This window comes from Streptomyces sp. NBC_00984 (assembly GCF_045162475.1).
In the GTDB taxonomy this organism is placed as follows: Bacteria; Actinomycetota; Actinomycetes; order Streptomycetales; family Streptomycetaceae; genus Streptomyces.
In genome coordinates this window covers 5946646-5963794 of record NZ_CP108734.1, presented here as the reverse complement: position 1 = coordinate 5963794, position 17149 = coordinate 5946646, and the positions used below count along the sequence as shown (strand labels likewise).

Genomic DNA, 17149 nt, shown 5'->3' with positions numbered 1-17149 from the left:
CATGACTCCGCGTTCCGTTCGAGACGGCGGCGCCCCCGCCGGTGCGCCCTGGGTCCGTACCCGGCTGCGCACCGCTCCCGGCACGGCCTGGGCGCTGGGCCTGCTCGTACTGCTGACCTCGTGCCTCGCCGCCGCCTTCCCGCGCGCCGTCGAGCAGCACGCGAACGAGGGACTGCGCCACGACATCGCCGCCGCGGACCCCCGGCACAGTGTGCTGGAGCTGAACAATCCGCAGCCCGAACTCCAGAGCCCTCCGGACGAGCGCGAGGCGGCCGTGCGTGAGGCGGCGCTGGCGTCCGTCCATCACCAGGTGCGGTCCGTGCTGCCCGCCGCGGTGCTGCCCGGCACAGCCGATTCCGCGTACGGCTTCCGCACCGGCAAGCCGATCGCCGCGCAGGACCGCTGGCTGCCGCGGCCGGACCTCGTCGACCCCCAGCTGAGCTACTCCACCTTGTCGGACCTCCCGGGCCACGCCATCCTGCGGGCCGGGAAATGGCCCGCCGTCCGCGGCGAGGTCACCGAGAACACGCCCGAGGTGGAGGGCGCGGTCACCGAGGAGACGGCGAAGGCGCTGCGGGCGAAGCCCGGCGCGGCCGTCACCGTACCGACCCAGGACGGGAAGCGGCTGACCGTCCGGATCACCGGCATCGTCGCCCCGAAGCACCCCCGGACGGCCTACTGGTCGGCCCAGCCGCTGCTGCGGACCCCGGCACTGGTCCCCGAACCGAATCTGTACCCCCCGCGCAACTACTGGACCGCGGCCGTGCTGCTGCCGCCGGACGCCGCGCCCGCGCTGCTCGCCACGACGGGCGAGCCGGAGATGTTCTGGCGGTTCGCGCCGGACGCCTCCGGCCTCACCGCCTCCGACGTAACGGGGCTGCGCTCGTCGATCGCCTCGCTGGAGGGCGGTCCCGGGCTGGTCAGGATGCGCGCGGTGGCCGGCGACAACGCCACCTTCACCACCGATCTGGACAAGATTCTCACCGGGTACGACACCCTGCGTACGGCGATCGGCCCGGTCGTCACGGTCGCCGCGGTGGGCATCGGGGCCGTCGCCGGCGTCGTGCTGCTGATGATCGCCGGGCTGATCGGCGGGCGGCGCCGCGCCGAACTGGCGCTGCTGCGTGCGCGCGGCGGATCGCTGCGCGGCATCGGCGGCCGGCTGTTCGCCGAGACGGTGGTGATCGCGGTGCCCGCGGCGGCACTGGGTCTGCTGATCGCCGTGGCGGTCTTCGACCGGGCCCGGCTGTGGCCCTCCGTCGTCGGGCCGGCCGCCGTCGCCGCGCTGGTCTGCGTCGCCCTGCCGCTGGGTTCGGTGCTGCCGCACCGCAGGCCGCGACTGCCCGGGGCCCGCGACGACCTGATGGACGCCCGCCCGTCCCGGCGGCGCACGGTCGCCGAACTCACCCTGCTGGTGCTGGCCGTCGGCGCGGTCGTCGGCCTGCGCCGACGCGGCACGGGCGGCGACGGCGGCAGCGACCTGCTGGTCAGCGCCGCCCCCGTACTCGTCGGGCTGATCGCCGCCCTGGTCCTGGTACGGCTCCTTCCGCTGCCGCTGCGTCTCGCCTCGCGCGCCGTCGCCCGGCGGCGCGGTGCGGTCGGCTTCCTGTCGCTGGCCCGCGCCGGGCGGGGATCGGCAGGCGGCGCGCTGCCGCTGCTGGCGCTGCTGCTCGCGCTGACCACGGCGGCGTTCGGCGGCTCGGTGCTCGCGGGCGTCGCGGACGCGCGGGACCGGGCGGCCCTGCACACGGTCGGCGCGGACGCCCGGATCAGCGGCGTGCTCGACGCCGTGCCACTGCCGGAGCGGCTGATCCGTGAGGTCCGGGCGGCGGACGGCGTACGGGAGGTGGCGGCGGTCCAGGTCGTGTCCGGCGTGCCGCTGCCCGCCGACCAGGACGGGAACGGCCGCATGAAGAGCGCCACCGTGCTGGGGGTCGACCCGGCGGCGTACGCCCGGCTGGCCCGGTCGACGGGCCTCGGCCCGTTCCCCGCCGACCGGTTGAGGGCCGCGGGCGGCGCGGCGGCGAAGGGGGCCGCCCCGTCGAAGGACGCGGTGCTGCCCGTGATCGCGTCGCCGTCCGTCGCCGCGGAGCTCGGCGACCGGCCGCGCGAGCTGTCCACGCCGGCCGGGGACCTCACGGTGCGGGTGGCCGGCGTCGTCCCGCGCACCGCCGCCGTCCCCGACAGCGACTTCCTGATCGTCGACGCCGCGTCGCTGACCCGCAAGCAGACCACCGCCCTGCTGGTCACCGGCGGCTCCCCGGACGCGAAGGCGCTGCGGGCGGCGGCACGGCACGCGGGCGAGGGCTTCTCCGTCCGGCTGCGCTCCCAGGAGCGCGCGACGTTCGTCGACACCCCCCTGCAGCGGGGTGCCTGGGCGATCTACGCGGCGGCGATCGCGGCCGGCGCGGGCTACGCCCTGATCGCCGTGCTGCTGTCGCTGCTGCGGACCGCCCCGGAACGCACGGCCCTGCTGTCCCGGCTGCGGACCATGGGCCTCACCTCCCGGCAGGGCAGGCGGCTGCTCGGCCTCGAATCGCTGCCGCAGGCCCTGCTGGCGGCCTTCGGCGGGGTGCTCGTCGGCTGGGCGACGATCGCCCTGCTGGCGCCGGGCGTCGATCTGCTGGACCTGGCGCTCTCCGCCGGGCCCGGCTCCACCGCACTCGACGCCGCTCCGCTGCGGGCCGATCCGTGGTCGCTGACGCTCCCGGCGCTCGGCGTGGTCGTCCTCACCGCCGCGGTGGCCACCGTCCAGGCCTGGTGGGCCGGCCGCCGCGGACCGATCAACGAACTCAGGTCAGGAGACCCCCGATGACGTCGCCCGACACCACGCTCGCCGAGCTCGAACAGCGCGCCGCGACGCGCCGCGACCGGCCCTCGTACGGGCACGACGCGCTGATCGCCTGCGACCGGCTGGTCCGCATCTTCTCGGCGGACGGGGTGGAGGTGCAGGCCCTCCAGGGCCTCGATCTCCTGGTCACCGAGGGCGAGTTGATGGCCCTGGTCGGCGCGTCGGGCAGTGGCAAGTCGACCCTGATGAACATCCTGGCGGGCCTCGATGTGCCGACGGCCGGTTCGGCGAAGGTGGCGGGCTGCGATCTGCTGTCGATGGGGCCGAAGGAACGGCTCCGCTACCGGCGGGACGTCGTCGGGTTCGTCTGGCAGCAGACCGCCCGCAATCTGCTCCCGTACCTCACCGCCATCCAGAACGTCACCCTGCCGATGCAGCTGCGCGGCCGGGGCCGGGTCCGGGGTGCCGAACGGGCCGCCCGCGCCGAAGAACTGCTCCGGATCCTGGAGGTCGCGGACTGCCGCGACCGGCGCCCGCAGCAGCTCTCCGGCGGCCAGCAGCAGCGGGTGGCGATAGCGGTCGCGCTCGCCAACAACCCGTCGGTGCTGCTCGCCGACGAACCGACCGGCGAGCTCGACTCGGCCACCGGCGAGCAGGTCTTCGCGGCGTTCCGCCGCGCCAACGAGGAGCTCGGCACCACGATCGTGATCGTCACGCACGACCAGGCGGTGGCCGACGAGGTCCGCCGCACGGTCGCCATCCGCGACGGCCGTACCTCCTCCGAGGTGCTGCGCCGCACCGAGGTCGACGCCGCGACGGGCCTGGAGTCCCAGGTGGCCCGGGAGTACGCGATGCTCGACCGGGCGGGCCGGCTGCAACTGCCCGCCGACTACACGGAGGCGCTCGGCATGGAGCACCGGGTGATGCTGGAGCTGGAGCACGACCACATCGGGGTCTGGCCGGACGACCAGTCGCGCCCGTGACGGGTGTTGGTGGTGCTGGCCCCAGGTCGCTTCGGCCGGGTGGCCCGATGTTCTCGCACCGCGTACGCCCCTAGCGTCGTGCGGGAGTCATCCACCTGATCCGAGGAGCACGATGCGCGTCGCCCCACTGCTCACCGCCGGTCTCGGCCTGACCGGCTTACTCGCGGGCGGTGTGCCCGCGTCGGCCACCCCCGCCGCACCCGCCGCACCCGCCGCACCCGCCCACCAGCGGCTCGTCTGGGGCCCCTGTTCGCCGCAGCAGCAGGAGCTGAACGAGGCGGGCGCACAGTGCGCGAAGGTGACCGTTCCCCTCGACTACTCCGACCCCGGCGGCCCGACGGTCGAGATCGCGATCTCCCGCATCAAGGCCGGCGCGAAGCACGGGAAGCGGCGGGGCGTCCTGCTGTCCGATCCGGGCGGTCCGGGCGGCACCGGTCTCGCCAACACCCTCTACCTGCGGCCCGCGTTGAAGGACGTCGCGGACCGCTACGACCTGATCGGCTTCGATCCCCGCTTCCTCGGCGAGTCCACCCCCATCGCCTGCGACCCCGCCGCCCCGACGCCCGCGCCCGGCCCGGCCACGACCCGCCGCGAGGACTTCGAGCGGTCGGTACGGTCCGCCCGCGACACCGCACGCCGCTGCGAGGAGCACGGGGACAACGCACGGCTCCTCCCGCACGCCACGTCCAGGAACGTCGCCCGCGACATGGATGCGATCCGCGCGGCGCTGGGCGAGCGCAGACTGTCGTACTACGGCGTCTCGTACGGTGCCGATCTGGGCGCCGTCTACACCCAGATGTTCCCCCGCCGCGCCGACCGCATCGTCATCGACTCCTCGACCGACCCGACGGCCACCCAGTACGAACTCTTCCAGCGGGCCGGCAGGCCGCTGGAAGAGGCGCTGGACGCCTGGGCCGGATGGACCGCACGGCACGACGGCACGTACCGGCTCGGCAGGACGCCCGCCCAAGTGCGGTCGAATGTCCAGCGGTTGCTCGACGGGGCCGAGCAGCGCCCGGTCACCGTCTCCGGCGTCCGGCTCGACGCGCCGTTGCTGCGGCTGGTGCTGCGGCAGCTCATCCAGCACGAGGAGTACGACCCGGCGCTCGCCGGTACGGTGCGCGACCTGACCGATGCCGCCGCGGGCAGGCCGGTCGAGCCCGGTCCGGAGCTCGCCGCCATGCTCGAACTGCTCGCGTCGCCCGAGCTGGCGGACAGCATGCTGGGCGGGGCCCTCTTCATGTGCGGCGACAACGGCTGGCCGGCCGGTGGCTGGCCGAAGAACCCGGAGACGTACTGGAAGAACATGGAGCGCAGCCGCGCCACCCAGCCCGTCTTCGGCCCGCTCGTCAACAGCATGATGGCCCCGTGCGCGTTCTGGACGAGCACATCCCGTGAACCCGCCACGGTGATCGGCAACGACGTACCCGTACTGATGCTCCAGGCCCGGCGGGACAACAACGTCCCCTACGAAGGGGCGCTGGCTCTGCACCACCGGCTGACCGGTTCACGGCTGGTGACGGCGGACATCCGCTCGCACGGGGTGTACGGGCGCGGACTCGACGGCCTCACCCCCGTACCCTGCGCCGACGAAGCCGTCGACGACTATCTGCGCGACGGCACACTGCCCGGCGCCGACCTGACCTGTCCCCGCACCGGGGAGGACCGGTGATCAGCAGACGTACGGGCCTGGCGGCCACGGCGGCCGCCCTGCTCACCGGAGCGTCCGGAACCGCGGCGACGGCCGCCGCACCCCACCGCGCCCCCGGCCTCCGCGGCCGTCTCCAGAGGGATGCGGACGCGATCCTGGCCACCGGCGCCACCGGCGTACTGGCCGAGGTGCAGAGCGCCCACGGCCGGACGACGGCCCGTGCCGGATCCGCCGGCCTGCGGGCCCCGCACCACCCGGTCCCCTGGGACGCCTACTACCGGATCGGCAGCGACACCAAGACCTTCACGGCCACGCTCGCCCTCCAACTGGCGGGTGAGGGGCGGCTCGCGCTCACGGACACCGTCGAGCGGTGGCTGCCCGGTGCCGTGCGGGGCAACGGAAACGACGGCCGCAGGATCACGGTCGCCGATCTGCTGCGCCAGACCAGCGGGCTGAACGACTATCTCGCCGTCGCACCGGACTCGGCCGATGCGTTCACCCCGGACGGCTACCGCCGGTCGCGGTTCCGCACCACGGCCCCCGAGGACCAGCTGAAGGCGGCTCTGGGCCGGCCGCCCCTGTGGGTGCCGGACCCCGGACAACCCACCGGGGAACGGCGCTGGGGATACTCCAACACCAACTACGTGGTGGCGGGCCTGATCATCGAGCAGGTGACCGGCAACCCCTGGGCGCAGGAGATCCACGACCGGATCATCGAACCCCTGGGCCTGCGCCACACGGTCACACCGGGAACCTCGCCGTACGTCCCCCGCCCCACGGCCACCTCGTACACCTGGTTCCCCGGCTGCGCCCGGCCGACCGACACGACGCTGACGTCCGGCGGCGGGGCGGACGGCTCCGTCATCAGCACCACCCATGACCACGGTGTCTTCCTGCGCGCCCTGATGAGCGGCCGGCTGCTGCGCCCGGCCCAGCTGGCCGCGATGAAGGAGACGGTCGTGGCAGAGGACTGGAGTCCGGCGCCGGGGGTGCGTTACGGACTGGGCATCGCCTGGCGCCCGGTGGCGGGGAGCAGCGGCGGGATCTGGTTCCACGGCGGAACCCATCTGGGGATCGTCTCCGAGAGCGGGGTGACGCCGGACGGCGCGCGGGCCGCGACCAGCGCCACGTTCACCCTGCGGATGGGCGATCCGGCACAGGACGCCCAGGACCTGGCCGCGCTCCGGCTGGTGGACAGGGCCCTGACCGGTTAGGTCCTGTCAGTCGGTCCGTCCGGACGGGTCCTGTCGTCGGGCCGGTCGTTCAGCCCGCGCCGACCGTCACCGCGAGCGTGCCGAGTCCGCTGCCGGGGCCGCGCAGGGCGATCGAGCCGAACGGGGTGCGCAGCCGCAGCCAGGCCCCTGCCGCGAGCAGGGCGACCGGGAAGTCCGGCGCCGGGCGGAGGAAGCCGAGGGACTGGGCGGCGTGCACGGCCCGCAGCGGAAGTTCGGTACCGGCGACCGTGCGCGACCAGATCTCGCGGCCGATCAGGTCCCGCTCGGCCCGGGTGCGGCGGTCCTCGGGCAGGGCCTCGTCGCGGGAGCGGAACTCCGCCACCGCGGCGGTGACCGCTGTGCGCAGGGAGACCGGGTCGGGCAGGCCCGGCAGTTCGTGCCAGCCCCCGCGGGGCGGGAGGACACCCGTCCACGGCGGCCCGGTGACGGGTGCGGGCAGGGTGCCCGAACCGGCTGCCGTGCCCTCGACGTCGAGGGATTCGAGGAGTTCACCGGCGGACACGGTGATGTCGAAGTCGTCCGGCACGGCCAGCCGCGCCGCCCGGATCGCCAGGACCTCGAACGACGGCGGCCTGCCGAACACGGCCAGCGCACCGCCGCCCGCCTGCATCCGCACCGCGGCGGCCCGGTCGTAGTGGAGCAGCCGGCCGAGGAAGGCCGCGAGATCCGCGGCCTCCCTCGGGTCGGCGAACTCCAGCGACCGTACGGGCACCGTCATGCTGCGGCCGGCTCCTCGGCCAGGTACTGCTGGAGGTGGAGCTTCTCCTCGGCGGAGATCCGCCGGGGCCGCTCCTCGGCCAGGTCGTACGGCACGACGACGGTCGAGGCCCGTACGTACACCTGGTCCGGGTCCTTGACCTCGTACGCGATCGTCAGCGACGCCGCGCCGATCTTCGTGACCCACGACTCGACGGTCACCGGCTCGTGCCGGTGGACCAGCGGCCGTACGTAGTCGATCTCGTGCCGGGCCACGACGGAACCGCCCGAGAAGGACGGCGAACCGTCCCCCGGCGCCAGCCGGAACATGAAGTCGATGCGTGCCTCCTCCAGGTAACGGAGGAAGACCACGTTGTTCACATGGCCGAAGGCGTCCATGTCCGACCAGCGCAGCGGGCAGTTGTAGATGTGACGAGCCAAGACGATCAGCCTCGCGTGAGCTTCTTGTACGTGGCACGGTGCGGGCGGGCCGCGTCCGCGCCGAGGCGCTCGACCTTGTTCTTCTCGTACGACTCGAAGTTGCCCTCGAACCAGTACCACTTGGAGTCGCCCTCGTACGCCAGGATGTGCGTGGCGACGCGGTCCAGGAACCAGCGGTCGTGGGAGATGACCACTGCGGCGCCCGGGAACTCCAGGAGGGCGTTCTCCAGCGAGGACAGGGTCTCGACGTCGAGGTCGTTGGTGGGCTCGTCGAGGAGCAGCAGGTTGCCGCCCTCCTTGAGCGTCAGCGCCAGGTTGAGGCGGTTGCGCTCACCACCGGAGAGGACACCGGCCGGCTTCTGCTGGTCCGGGCCCTTGAAGCCGAACGCGGAGACGTAGGCGCGCGAGGGCATCTCGACCTGGCCGACGTTGATGTAGTCCAGCTCGTCCGAGACGACGGCCCAGAGGGTCTTCTTCGGGTCGATGTTGGCGCGGGACTGGTCGACGTAGGAGATCTTGACCGTGTCGCCGACCTTGATGGAGCCGGTGTCCGGGGTCTCCAGGCCCTGGATCATCTTGAACAGCGTGGTCTTGCCCGCGCCGTTCGGACCGATGATGCCGACGATGCCGTTGCGCGGCAGCGTGAACGAGAGGTCGTCGATGAGGACCTTGTCGCCGAAGGCCTTCGAGAGGTTCTCGACCTCGACGACGATGGAACCGAGCCGCGGGCCCGGCGGGATCTGGATCTCCTCGAAGTCCAGCTTCCGCATCTTGTCCGCCTCGGCCGCCATCTCCTCGTAACGGGCGAGACGGGCCTTGGACTTGGTCTGCCGGCCCTTGGCGTTGGAGCGGACCCACTCCAGCTCGTCCTTGAGCCGCTTGGCGCGCTTCTCGTCCTTGCGGCCTTCGACCTTGAGGCGGGCCTGCTTCTTCTCCAGGTACGTGGAGTAATTGCCCTCATAGGCGATGGCGCGGCCGCGGTCGAGTTCGAGGATCCACTCGGCGACGTTGTTCAGGAAGTACCGGTCGTGCGTGACGGCGATGACGCAGCCCGCGTACTTCGAGAGGTGCTGCTCCAGCCAGTTGACCGACTCGGCGTCGAGGTGGTTGGTGGGCTCGTCGAGGAGCAGCAGGTCGGGGGCCTCGATCAGCAGCTTGCAGAGCGCGACACGGCGCTTCTCGCCACCGGAGAGGTTGTTGACCGGCCAGTCGCCGGGCGGGCAGCCCAGCGCGTCCATGGCCTGCTCCAGCTGGGCGTCCAGGTCCCACGCGTTGGCGTGGTCCAGGTCCTCCTGGAGCTTGCCCATCTCGTCCATGAGCGCGTCGGAGTAGTCGGTCGCCATGAGCTCGGCGACCTCGTTGAAGCGCTTGAGCTTGCCCATGACCTCGGCGGCGCCGTCCTGGACGTTCTCCAGGACCGTCTTGGTCTCGTCGAGGTGCGGCTCCTGCATGAGGATGCCGACGCTGAAACCGGGCGTCAGGAACGCGTCACCGTTGGAGGGCTGCTCCAGGCCCGCCATGATCTTCAGCACCGTGGACTTACCGGCACCGTTGGGACCCACCACACCGATCTTCGCCCCGGGCAGGAAGCTCAGCGTGACGTCGTCAAGGATCACCTTGTCGCCGTGCGCCTTGCGCGTCTTGCGCATCGTGTAGATGTACTCAGCCAAGAGAAACCGTCCGGCAATCGATGTGTGGGCAGATACACCCCATCTTGCCTGACGGCTACCTCTTGACGGAAACCCGTATCAGCAGGGACCTGTGACCTGCCCCTTCGCCATCCACGCTGGTAGCTGACCTGTCACTCGTTGTCGCCCTCGATCAGTACTGAGCGCCCTCGCACGGCCCAGGGACGGCCCAGGAACGATCACTCGGCGTACGTCGTCCCCTCGCCGAGCCCGGCCTGCACCTGTGGTGGTTGTGCCCGGCGCGCCGGAGGACGTCACCGCCCACGTGGGGGTTGAGAGCGGGCAGCTCCGGTTGCGGCCAGTGCCGCCGCCTCCGGAAAGCGGTCGAGGACCATCAAGACCGTCCGGAGCGGAAAGACTGCAAGGCCGTCCTTGACAGACAGCTTCTCGGCCCGCCGGGTACGGTCGGTTCCCAACCTGGCATCCTGCGTCCGTGAGAATGACATGGGTCGCCTTCTGGGCACTTATAGACACCTTGAACGGTGAGGCCAGCGAGGCGAACTGCCAGCGGCTCGCCGAAGAGCTGGGCTCTCGCTCGGTCGCGGACATCGTGGGCTTCACCGAACGCCATGCCGAGGCTCTCTACCGTCTGGACCAGGAAAAGTTCGGTGTCCTGCCAGTCGCCGACCTGACGGATCGCGACGGGAGCCCGTTCCCTCAGTCGACCGACCAGTTCCTGTACACGCGTTGCGCCGTGGTCGCCGCTGGCCGAGCCGTCTGGGAAAGCGTCTTCTTCGACGTCGACAAGTTCGCCCCGTACACCTCCACCAAGTACGACGCCGAGTGGCTGCTCTACGTGCCGGACAAGGCATACGAGCTGGCCACTGGCCAGGAGTGGGACCGCTCAACCCGGTACTGCTTCGAGACCTTCTCCAACAAGGACGGCTGGCCGCACCTGCAGAACTGAGGTCGGCACAGCCACAGCTACCCCGCTATCGCCCGGTGGGAATCTCGTAAACGATCTCGCACAGGGCTGCGGGCACGACGATGTCCGCAGTCTCCACGGGTCGACCTTGGTCGCTGTAGTACGTCCGCCTGATGTGGGTGACGAGAGCTGCCTTCTGGATGCCGAGGAGCGATGCCTCCTCGGCAGTCGCCTGCCGCGGCTCCGGCTGCTCGACGGCGTGGCTGACCGTGATGCCGATCGCAGCCATACGGTTCACGACGCCCGCCCCGGCGTGCGGCCCTCCCTCGGGGAGGACGACGAGCGTGCCGGCAGTGAGGTCGTACGGCTCCCAGCTCGTCGACAACTGCACCGGCTTCCCGTCGGCCAGGAACTCATACACGGTCCGGACACACAGATCGCCATCGGCGACACCGAGCCGCGCCGCGATCTCCGCCGGTGCCGGGATCTTGGCCTCGGTCCGGCTCTCCCAGTCCCCGTGCCTGCCCACAGCCTGCATGTCCGCACGGAACGGGGAATCGTCACGCTGCTCGCGTGCCGAGGAACGCACCACCCGGACACGCCGACGTGGTTCGGCGACATACGTACCGGAACCTGCGCGGCCTTCCAGAACGCCCTGCGAGATCAGCAGCTCCTGCGCCCGACGGACCACGTTCTCGCCGACGCCGCACTCCTCGCCGATCTGAGCACGTGAGGGCAGCCGGTCCCCCGGTGTCCACTCATGCTCCGCGATCCGTTGTCGGAGAACGTCCGCGATGCGGAGATAAGGCGGCTGCTCAGGCATATGGAAAATCTAGTCCACTAGCTCTAACCTAGTTAACTAGCTTCACGTAACGTGATCACTCGGCGACGGAGATACCTGTGCCCGCTTCTGAACTGAGCGTCGAGGACATCGCCGCCCGGTTGTCCGCCGCCGGACTGACCACACGCGTAACACAGCACGACCACCACATATCGATCGAAGCGGAGGTGCCGGACGACTTCCCCGCCGACTCATGGCGGGAGGTCCTGGATGCAGTGGCGAAGGCCGATCGATTCGGCCTCTTCGCGAGCAACGTGGACGGCCGCGTCTTATGGGCCGCCGTACACAAAGCGGTCCCCGCGACGGGCGATGTCCGGGGACCTGGCCATCAGCGATAGGAGCTGATCAGCATGTTCAACCGTATCCGCGGTGCCGTCTCACGCACCAGTGAGCGGTACTTCCCGAGGGGCCGTCACCGCCGCCCCTTAACGGCTTTCTGCTCCGGGGTCGCTCCCCTCGACCTCACCGACTCCCCCACTCTGCGCATGGGGCAGCTTCGGGACAGAATGGACGTCCTCGCCGACGAGGAGAACCAGCTCGTCCGCCCGTACGTGCTAGCCAGCTGCGAAGGTGCGAGGCAGCGCTCAACGTCCGTAGCTCACACACCCTTCGCGCGAACCTGGCCCGCACCGATGGAGGCGAACTGATGCCTTCTCACAAGCGACCAGGCGTGACGAAGGCGAATGCCACTCCCTACAGGTCAAGCTCGTGCCTGATTGGTACGCACCGTCAGTGCGCGCATTCCTCCCCCGCCGTGGCACCGGTCGGCGTCCCCGTGGTCTACGAAGCATGCGACTGCCCCTGCCACCCGGCGGTCGCCCCCATCGCACCGGGAGAGGTGACCCAGTGAGGAGATGGGCACCCAGCGGCGCACTGGCCGCCAACGTCGAGATCACCTCGGCCAGCGTGCAGCGTGGCGACGTCATCCAGATCGGCGGTCAGCCGTGCCGCGTGGCAGACCTCTTCCAACTGCCAGGTGAGGCAAAGCGACTTCGTTTCGAGACGGGCGAGCTGCTGACCATGCACTCCCGGACTCGATTCGTCGCCCTTCGAATGCTGAGAAGGAGGTGATTCAATCCATGGCTTCCCGCCGCCATGCCATCGCCGACGACCTCCGGACGCAGATCTCAACCGGACGAATCAAGGCCGGCGAACGCCTCCCTTCTGAGGCACAACTCGCCTCCCGCTATGCAGTCAGCACGCCGACGCTGCGGAGCGCCCTCGCCGTACTCCAAGGCGAAGGGCTCGTCGAGAAGGTTCACGGCAGAGGAAACTTCGTCCGCCACCCCGTCCAAAGAATCACGTACGTCGGCGGCGGTCGCACGCCCGACGCTCAGACCGCGACCGATGCGGCACTACGCATGACCGTCCGCACCAGGCATCTCCCGGCGCGAGGAAACCTGACCGTTCTTCTGAGGGTGTCAGCGAGCAGCCCACTGACCGAATTCCTCTGCCTCAGCCACGAGGGGAAGTCACCGCACAGCCTGGCTCGGATCTACGTCCCCCGCGACTTGGCGCCGGCCGACGGTCCAAGCGAGTCATCCTTCTGCGAGGGGGTGTTGGTGAGGCTGACGGATCTGCGCCCCCCGCTTGCCGAGGTACAGGAGCGGGTCGGCGCACGCTTCCCAACCCCTAGAGAGGCGGCAACCCTTCGCATCAGCTCAGCCCTCCCCGTACTCGCAGTCACCCGCGTGGCGACCGACACCACTGGACGCGTCGTCGAGGCAGCGCGCCTAGTACTTCCCGGCGATCGCGCCGATGCGCTCTTCACGCACCACACGATGAGCGGAGGCAGGAGGACAGAAGGATGACACCCCACAACGAAATGCGACTCCTCCCGTGGCCGAGCCCCGAGGGCAAGCCCTGCTTCCTGAGCACCGACGACAACAGCGGCCACCTGTCCCGCCTGGCAGACAACATCGAAGCAGTACAACTCGGCATGACGGCCGAGCTCCTGGAGCACGCGTCCGAAGTACTCGGAGACGAAGAGGCCGAGCCAGAAGAGCTGCGACACCTGGCGACGGACCTGACTGAAGCCCTCCACAACGTGCTCCGTGTGGCAACAAGCCGCGGCCAACGCCTACCGATACCGACGCCCGCCCACGAAGGAGGCAACGAAGGCCCTCGGCTCCCTGCGGCAGCCTTCGGCTAGCGGTAACACACACCCAACCGAGGAGCCTCAGACCGGTTCTGGGGCTCCTCGGTTGGGTCCGCTCCTCTGCTCACCGCCAGTCGACAGCGCGGACAAAAGGCCAGGACAACGAGCGGATCCGAAGAGATTCCTCCCGGCGCCCCGGCAGCGGACCGCTGAACCCGCCGGCCACCAGAAGTGGCACGCCCGTGGCTGGTCGGGGCCTTCGCAATGGTTGGAGTGGGCGGTTCGAACCACCGACATCTGCTTGTAAGTTCGATCACGGCTGCGCAAGGCGCGAGGGAACCCACGGTTCTGGGCGGCCGCTGACCTGCCTGTTTCCGGATGCCGTGATACAAGATCCAGCCACTTCGGCAGGTTTCTCTAACCAGTTGGCGCACGATGTGTCAAAATCAGAGGTCGGGGAGTGGTTGTTGAACCAGGGGTCGTTGGGGCGGCGACAGGCGGCAATTGACTTGATGATGCTATCTAGCGTCTCGTCGCCTCAGCCGTTGATCTTCAGTGGCGTTCGCCAAACGCTGTCCCCGAGCGGGGCTTTGCTGATGAGTCGAGCAATTCCAGGGGGGAACGTCATGACCGAGATCATTGCAGCATTCGTCACTGGAGTGTTCGGGGTCGGAGCTGCTGTAGTCACTGTGCGGTGGGCGCGATCGCGCTCAGCCAGTGACTCTACATCGAACCAGCCAGCCCTTACCAGCGATACCGGATCGAGCAATTCAAGCCCGAACACGCCCCCTGCACACGGGAACTCTCAGCCGGATGCTTCGATTAACGCTGGACAGTACATTCAGAACAATAACGGCACCGTCTCGCAAACGAATTACCGAGACGGTAAGCGTTGAGATTTCCAGGCGAAGGCCTAATCGAGATAGCCTACTCGGTTCTTCGCGTCATCCTCGCGGCATTGATGATTTTTTTCAGCATTGGGCTGATTCATAGGTTTTTTCCCAACGCGGTTCCCGAAATCGCGAAGTTCATAGATTACGTGGTGCAACTCTCGTCTGATGAACATGTTGCCACCTTTGCGCGTGATCGGATCCTCGTCTTCGCTGTCGTTGGCGTCGCTTTCCTTCTGTGGGTTACGCATAAATGGCCAACCCTGATCAAGACAGCGGGCCAGGCCCTTAACCCATTTGCGAGGATTGGCGTAGCTACCGTCTCAGCCGTCGCGGCCGTACTGGTGGCGCTTATTTTGGCGGGCCCACTCGGACAGTCTCGATCCAAGGGTGAATGCGAATCTTCATTTCAACTGAGTTTAAATAAGGCACCTTCGCTTGTGAGTAAAACGAAGTGTGGCGGGGGTGGCAGAAATTCCGGCAATTGATCAGTACATTCAGACGAACAACGGAAGCGTCTACCAGACGATCATCAATAATACGGGAGTCGATGAGGCGACCAAGCAGCAAGTGCGGCGTCTCGCGGTTGCATCACCTGAGATGCTATCCAAGCTGGATGCGATGCTAAAGGAGTCCGGCGACGTAAAATCGGCGGCGGCGATTGTCAAGGAGGCCAGCGATATCTTGACCAGCGCGGCAAGCGGACCCACAAGGTTTACCGACGAAGGCGACGACCCGATGTTCTCCGGAAAAGGAGAACGGGAGCTCCGCAAGGCAGTAGCCGGCCCTTTTCTGGTGCTCATTGTGATTGTCGCGTTGATCCTCTGGATGTGATCGCACGCGGCCTCTTACGTAATCACGGTTTGAGGACTAGCACACTCCGGGTCTGTACCCGCTTCGCCTTCACTACCTGGACCGGATGGCCGATAAATCCTCAGCCACAGCCCGATCGCGGTCACGATGAACATTTATACCCACGTCGTCCAGGACGTTCAGTGCGAGGCCGTGAGTAACCTGGACCACATGCTCAAGCAGCGTCCCAGCCGTGAGCGACCGCACCCATTATGTCAGAAGTGGATGTCAAAGGTCCCCAAGTACAGCGTTGCATCAGAGGCTGATTCGATCGCGAGAGCGCAACCGCGCTCCCATGCCCAGACGATTTATTGCGAGACCGGTATCTTTTTACTCTGGAACCGCTAGGCTAGCGGGATATCAGCGCGGTCACTCCATGGGAGCACTGTATGGCGAAACATTTGGTCAACCTTGACGCTCTGATCCGTCGTGAAGATTTCGATGCTGCAGCACCTGATGTGCTTGCTCAACCATCGGGCCTGATGGCAAATCTTGGTGTATCCGAGTTGGGCCCCGAGAGTTTCATGTATAACGTCCTTCGAAAGCCGGATTTTCAGAGAGAAACCGCGAATTGGACGCCTGACAAAGTAGCCGCACTGGTTCGAAGTTTCCTAGAGGGTGACCTAATTCCGGCTGTCATTCTATGGCGCTCCCCTAAGAGTGGAAATATCTTCACTATCGACGGTGCTCATAGGCTGAGCGCATTGATTGCTTGGGTCCACGACGACTATGGGGACAAGCATCGGTCGCTGCGATTCTTTGATGGGGTAATTCCTGTCGAGCAGCAAAAGGCTGCCGAGGCAACCAGGAAGCTAATCCAAGGCAGTGTTGGCTCGTTTAGTGAACTGAAAATCGCTCTGCAGAACAGTGACACAACACCTAAGGAAAAATTGCGGCTTGCGCGAAATCTCAGCGCTTTCGCGCTGCAGCTTCAATGGGTAAATGGTGAGGCCGAAAAGGCGGAAAGCTCGTTTTTTCGCATTAACCAGCAGGCGACCCCCATCGACCCCACAGAGCTTGACATGATTAAGGCGCGGCGCAAGCCGAATGCGCTTGCAGCACGAGCCTTCATTCGGGCAGGGACTGGACACAAATATTGGTCATCATTTGACGACTCCGTTCAGCTTGAGATCGAGTCTCATGCCAAGGACGTCTACGATCTGATCTTTAGGCCGACTCTTGATCTCTCGATTAGGTCATCGGACCTCCCGGTCGCCGGACAGGAGTACTCGGCAGATAGCCTGAAGATGGTATTTGAGTTGGTAAATTTTGTAAACAAGTTGCGCCCGGAGATGTGGCGGAGTGAGGTAAATGGAAGGAAGCGAACTCTGCCCAGCCAGGGATCCATAACCGCCCTCGCTGACGACTTGGACGGTGCCGCCACCATAGAGTTCATGCGGGCAACCAAAAAGGCCGCAATGAAGATAGCCGGCAATTCGCCAGCATCTCTGGGTCTCCATCCGTCCGTTTACTTCTATAGCGCCACCGGGCGGTTTCAGCCCGCCGCATTCTTGGCAGCCGTTGCCTTCACGCAGGAACTTGTCGAGCGGCGGCACTTGAACAAGTACACTGGCCTACGGTCCAGTTTTGAAGAATTCCTAGTGAAGTATAAGCACTTCCTGAATCAGATCGTCCAGGCTTATGGAAGTCTGCAGAGGTCGGTGCCAGCTATCCTTGAAATGTACAGGATGCTTCTTGGCTCGCTAGTCGATGAACTTGACGAAAAAGAAATCATTGAGCGAATGCGGAAGAATTTGAACCCTCGCTTGCCGGTGAAGATCATCACAGATGAAGACCGGAAGCATGGGCGAAACTTCTCAAGTGAGACCAAGAATGCAATCGTCTTGAAGGCGACTCTAGATTCCTCCCCAAGGTGCAATATCTGTGGGGCGCGATTGCATCTCCGAGCAATGACATTCGACCACAAGATTAGAAAAGAAGATGGCGGTACGGGAGACCCGGGAAATGGGCAGATGGCCCACCCCTACTGCAATTCTGGATACAAGGAAAGCGGTCATGCTTCTTAGCTCTCGGCCGGTGCTGGTCGAGGCGGGTGTCCTGCCCGGTGCGGAGGCTTCATGGGCCATCTATGGGCCAGCGGGCCAGAGAAGTGTCAGC

At 67.4% G+C, this 17149-nt stretch carries 16 protein-coding genes; 11 read left to right on the top strand and 5 right to left on the bottom strand.

The annotated features are described in order from the left end of the window. Position 1 precedes the first annotated feature (1 nt). From OG520_RS26690 to OG520_RS26675, 4 genes are all read left to right on the top strand, one after another. The gene (locus OG520_RS26690; RefSeq protein ID WP_406014887.1) at positions 2 to 2815 is read left to right on the top strand and encodes an FtsX-like permease family protein; all 2814 of its coding nucleotides are present in this window, start codon (positions 2 to 4) and stop codon (positions 2813 to 2815) included. Further along, positions 2812 to 3774: an ATP-binding cassette domain-containing protein gene (locus tag OG520_RS26685; RefSeq protein WP_406014886.1), complete on the top strand. Its 963-nt coding sequence runs from the start codon at positions 2812 to 2814 to the stop codon at positions 3772 to 3774. The genes OG520_RS26690 and OG520_RS26685 overlap by 4 nt, the downstream gene beginning before the upstream one ends. A gap of 112 nt (positions 3775 to 3886) precedes the next feature. Beyond that, positions 3887 to 5446, top strand: a complete 1560-nt coding sequence (locus tag OG520_RS26680) for an alpha/beta hydrolase (RefSeq protein ID WP_406014885.1) — start codon at positions 3887 to 3889, stop codon at positions 5444 to 5446. After that, positions 5443 to 6639 (top strand): serine hydrolase domain-containing protein, encoded by a 1197-nt coding sequence (locus tag OG520_RS26675; RefSeq protein ID WP_406014884.1) that lies wholly within the window; start codon positions 5443 to 5445, stop codon positions 6637 to 6639. The genes OG520_RS26680 and OG520_RS26675 overlap by 4 nt, the downstream gene beginning before the upstream one ends. 49 nt (positions 6640 to 6688) lie before the next feature. On the opposite strand, the gene OG520_RS26670 is transcribed toward OG520_RS26675, so the two are convergent. The 3 genes from OG520_RS26670 to ettA are packed head-to-tail and all read right to left on the bottom strand — an operon-like array spanning position 6689 to position 9467. After that, positions 6689 to 7378 (bottom strand): hypothetical protein, encoded by a 690-nt coding sequence (locus OG520_RS26670; RefSeq protein ID WP_399329501.1) that lies wholly within the window; start codon positions 7376 to 7378, stop codon positions 6689 to 6691. Continuing rightward, positions 7375 to 7797 (bottom strand): thioesterase family protein, encoded by a 423-nt coding sequence (locus OG520_RS26665; RefSeq protein WP_266419053.1) that lies wholly within the window; start codon positions 7795 to 7797, stop codon positions 7375 to 7377. Before OG520_RS26665 ends, OG520_RS26670 begins: the two co-directional genes overlap by 4 nt. Before the next feature lie 5 nt (positions 7798 to 7802). Next, on the bottom strand, positions 7803 to 9467 hold the full coding sequence (ettA, locus tag OG520_RS26660) for an energy-dependent translational throttle protein EttA (protein WP_406014883.1): 1665 nt from the start codon (positions 9465 to 9467) through the stop codon (positions 7803 to 7805). Positions 9468 to 9924: 457 nt separating this feature from the next. On the opposite strand from ettA, the gene OG520_RS26655 reads away from it, so the two are divergent. Next, positions 9925 to 10392 carry a DUF4240 domain-containing protein gene (locus tag OG520_RS26655; RefSeq protein WP_406016570.1) on the top strand — a complete coding sequence of 156 codons (468 nt, stop codon included), beginning with the start codon at positions 9925 to 9927 and terminating at the stop codon, positions 10390 to 10392. Positions 10393 to 10417: 25 nt separating this feature from the next. Here the strand turns inward: OG520_RS26655 and OG520_RS26650 are convergent, their stop codons facing one another. Then, positions 10418 to 11173, bottom strand: a complete 756-nt coding sequence (locus OG520_RS26650; protein ID WP_351253872.1) for a GntR family transcriptional regulator — start codon at positions 11171 to 11173, stop codon at positions 10418 to 10420. Positions 11174 to 11250: 77 nt separating this feature from the next. On the opposite strand from OG520_RS26650, the gene OG520_RS26645 reads away from it, so the two are divergent. From OG520_RS26645 to OG520_RS26630, 4 genes are all read left to right on the top strand, one after another. Next, a complete protein-coding gene (locus OG520_RS26645) occupies positions 11251 to 11529 on the top strand; it encodes a hypothetical protein (protein WP_406014882.1) in 279 nt (92 codons plus the stop codon). 508 nt (positions 11530 to 12037) lie between these two features. Then, positions 12038 to 12262: a hypothetical protein gene (locus OG520_RS26640; RefSeq protein ID WP_406014881.1), complete on the top strand. Its 225-nt coding sequence runs from the start codon at positions 12038 to 12040 to the stop codon at positions 12260 to 12262. Positions 12263 to 12270: 8 nt separating this feature from the next. Beyond that, positions 12271 to 13002, top strand: a complete 732-nt coding sequence (locus tag OG520_RS26635; protein WP_406014880.1) for a GntR family transcriptional regulator — start codon at positions 12271 to 12273, stop codon at positions 13000 to 13002. Next, positions 12999 to 13343 (top strand): hypothetical protein, encoded by a 345-nt coding sequence (locus OG520_RS26630; RefSeq protein WP_406014879.1) that lies wholly within the window; start codon positions 12999 to 13001, stop codon positions 13341 to 13343. Before OG520_RS26635 ends, OG520_RS26630 begins: the two co-directional genes overlap by 4 nt. Positions 13344 to 14202: 859 nt before the next feature. Here OG520_RS26630 and OG520_RS26625 read toward each other — a convergent pair. Further along, positions 14203 to 14430, bottom strand: a complete 228-nt coding sequence (locus tag OG520_RS26625; RefSeq protein WP_406014878.1) for a hypothetical protein — start codon at positions 14428 to 14430, stop codon at positions 14203 to 14205. A 214-nt stretch (positions 14431 to 14644) separates the two neighbouring features. Here OG520_RS26625 and OG520_RS26620 point away from each other — a divergent pair, with 214 nt between their 5' ends. Continuing rightward, positions 14645 to 15013, top strand: a complete 369-nt coding sequence (locus OG520_RS26620; protein ID WP_406014877.1) for a hypothetical protein — start codon at positions 14645 to 14647, stop codon at positions 15011 to 15013. Between the two features lie 407 nt (positions 15014 to 15420). Then, positions 15421 to 17058 (top strand): HNH endonuclease family protein, encoded by a 1638-nt coding sequence (locus OG520_RS26615; protein WP_406014876.1) that lies wholly within the window; start codon positions 15421 to 15423, stop codon positions 17056 to 17058. Positions 17059 to 17149 lie beyond the last annotated feature (91 nt).

What these genes read in the sequence shown, in the direction of transcription:
- OG520_RS26690 (WP_406014887.1), top strand. Translation starts at nt 2, where the DNA reads ATGACTCCGCGTTCCGTTCGAGACGGCGGCGCCCCCGCCGGTGCGCCC.
- OG520_RS26685 (WP_406014886.1), top strand. Translation starts at nt 2,812, where the DNA reads ATGACGTCGCCCGACACCACGCTCGCCGAGCTCGAACAGCGCGCCGCG.
- OG520_RS26680 (WP_406014885.1), top strand. Translation starts at nt 3,887, where the DNA reads ATGCGCGTCGCCCCACTGCTCACCGCCGGTCTCGGCCTGACCGGCTTA.
- OG520_RS26670 (WP_399329501.1), bottom strand. Translation starts at nt 7,378, where the DNA reads ATGACGGTGCCCGTACGGTCGCTGGAGTTCGCCGACCCGAGGGAGGCC.
- OG520_RS26655 (WP_406016570.1), top strand. Translation starts at nt 9,925, where the DNA reads ATGACATGGGTCGCCTTCTGGGCACTTATAGACACCTTGAACGGTGAG.
- OG520_RS26650 (WP_351253872.1), bottom strand. Translation starts at nt 11,173, where the DNA reads ATGCCTGAGCAGCCGCCTTATCTCCGCATCGCGGACGTTCTCCGACAA.
- OG520_RS26635 (WP_406014880.1), top strand. Translation starts at nt 12,271, where the DNA reads ATGGCTTCCCGCCGCCATGCCATCGCCGACGACCTCCGGACGCAGATC.
- OG520_RS26630 (WP_406014879.1), top strand. Translation starts at nt 12,999, where the DNA reads ATGACACCCCACAACGAAATGCGACTCCTCCCGTGGCCGAGCCCCGAG.
- OG520_RS26625 (WP_406014878.1), bottom strand. Translation starts at nt 14,430, where the DNA reads ATGCGTAACCCACAGAAGGAAAGCGACGCCAACGACAGCGAAGACGAG.
- OG520_RS26615 (WP_406014876.1), top strand. Translation starts at nt 15,421, where the DNA reads ATGGCGAAACATTTGGTCAACCTTGACGCTCTGATCCGTCGTGAAGAT.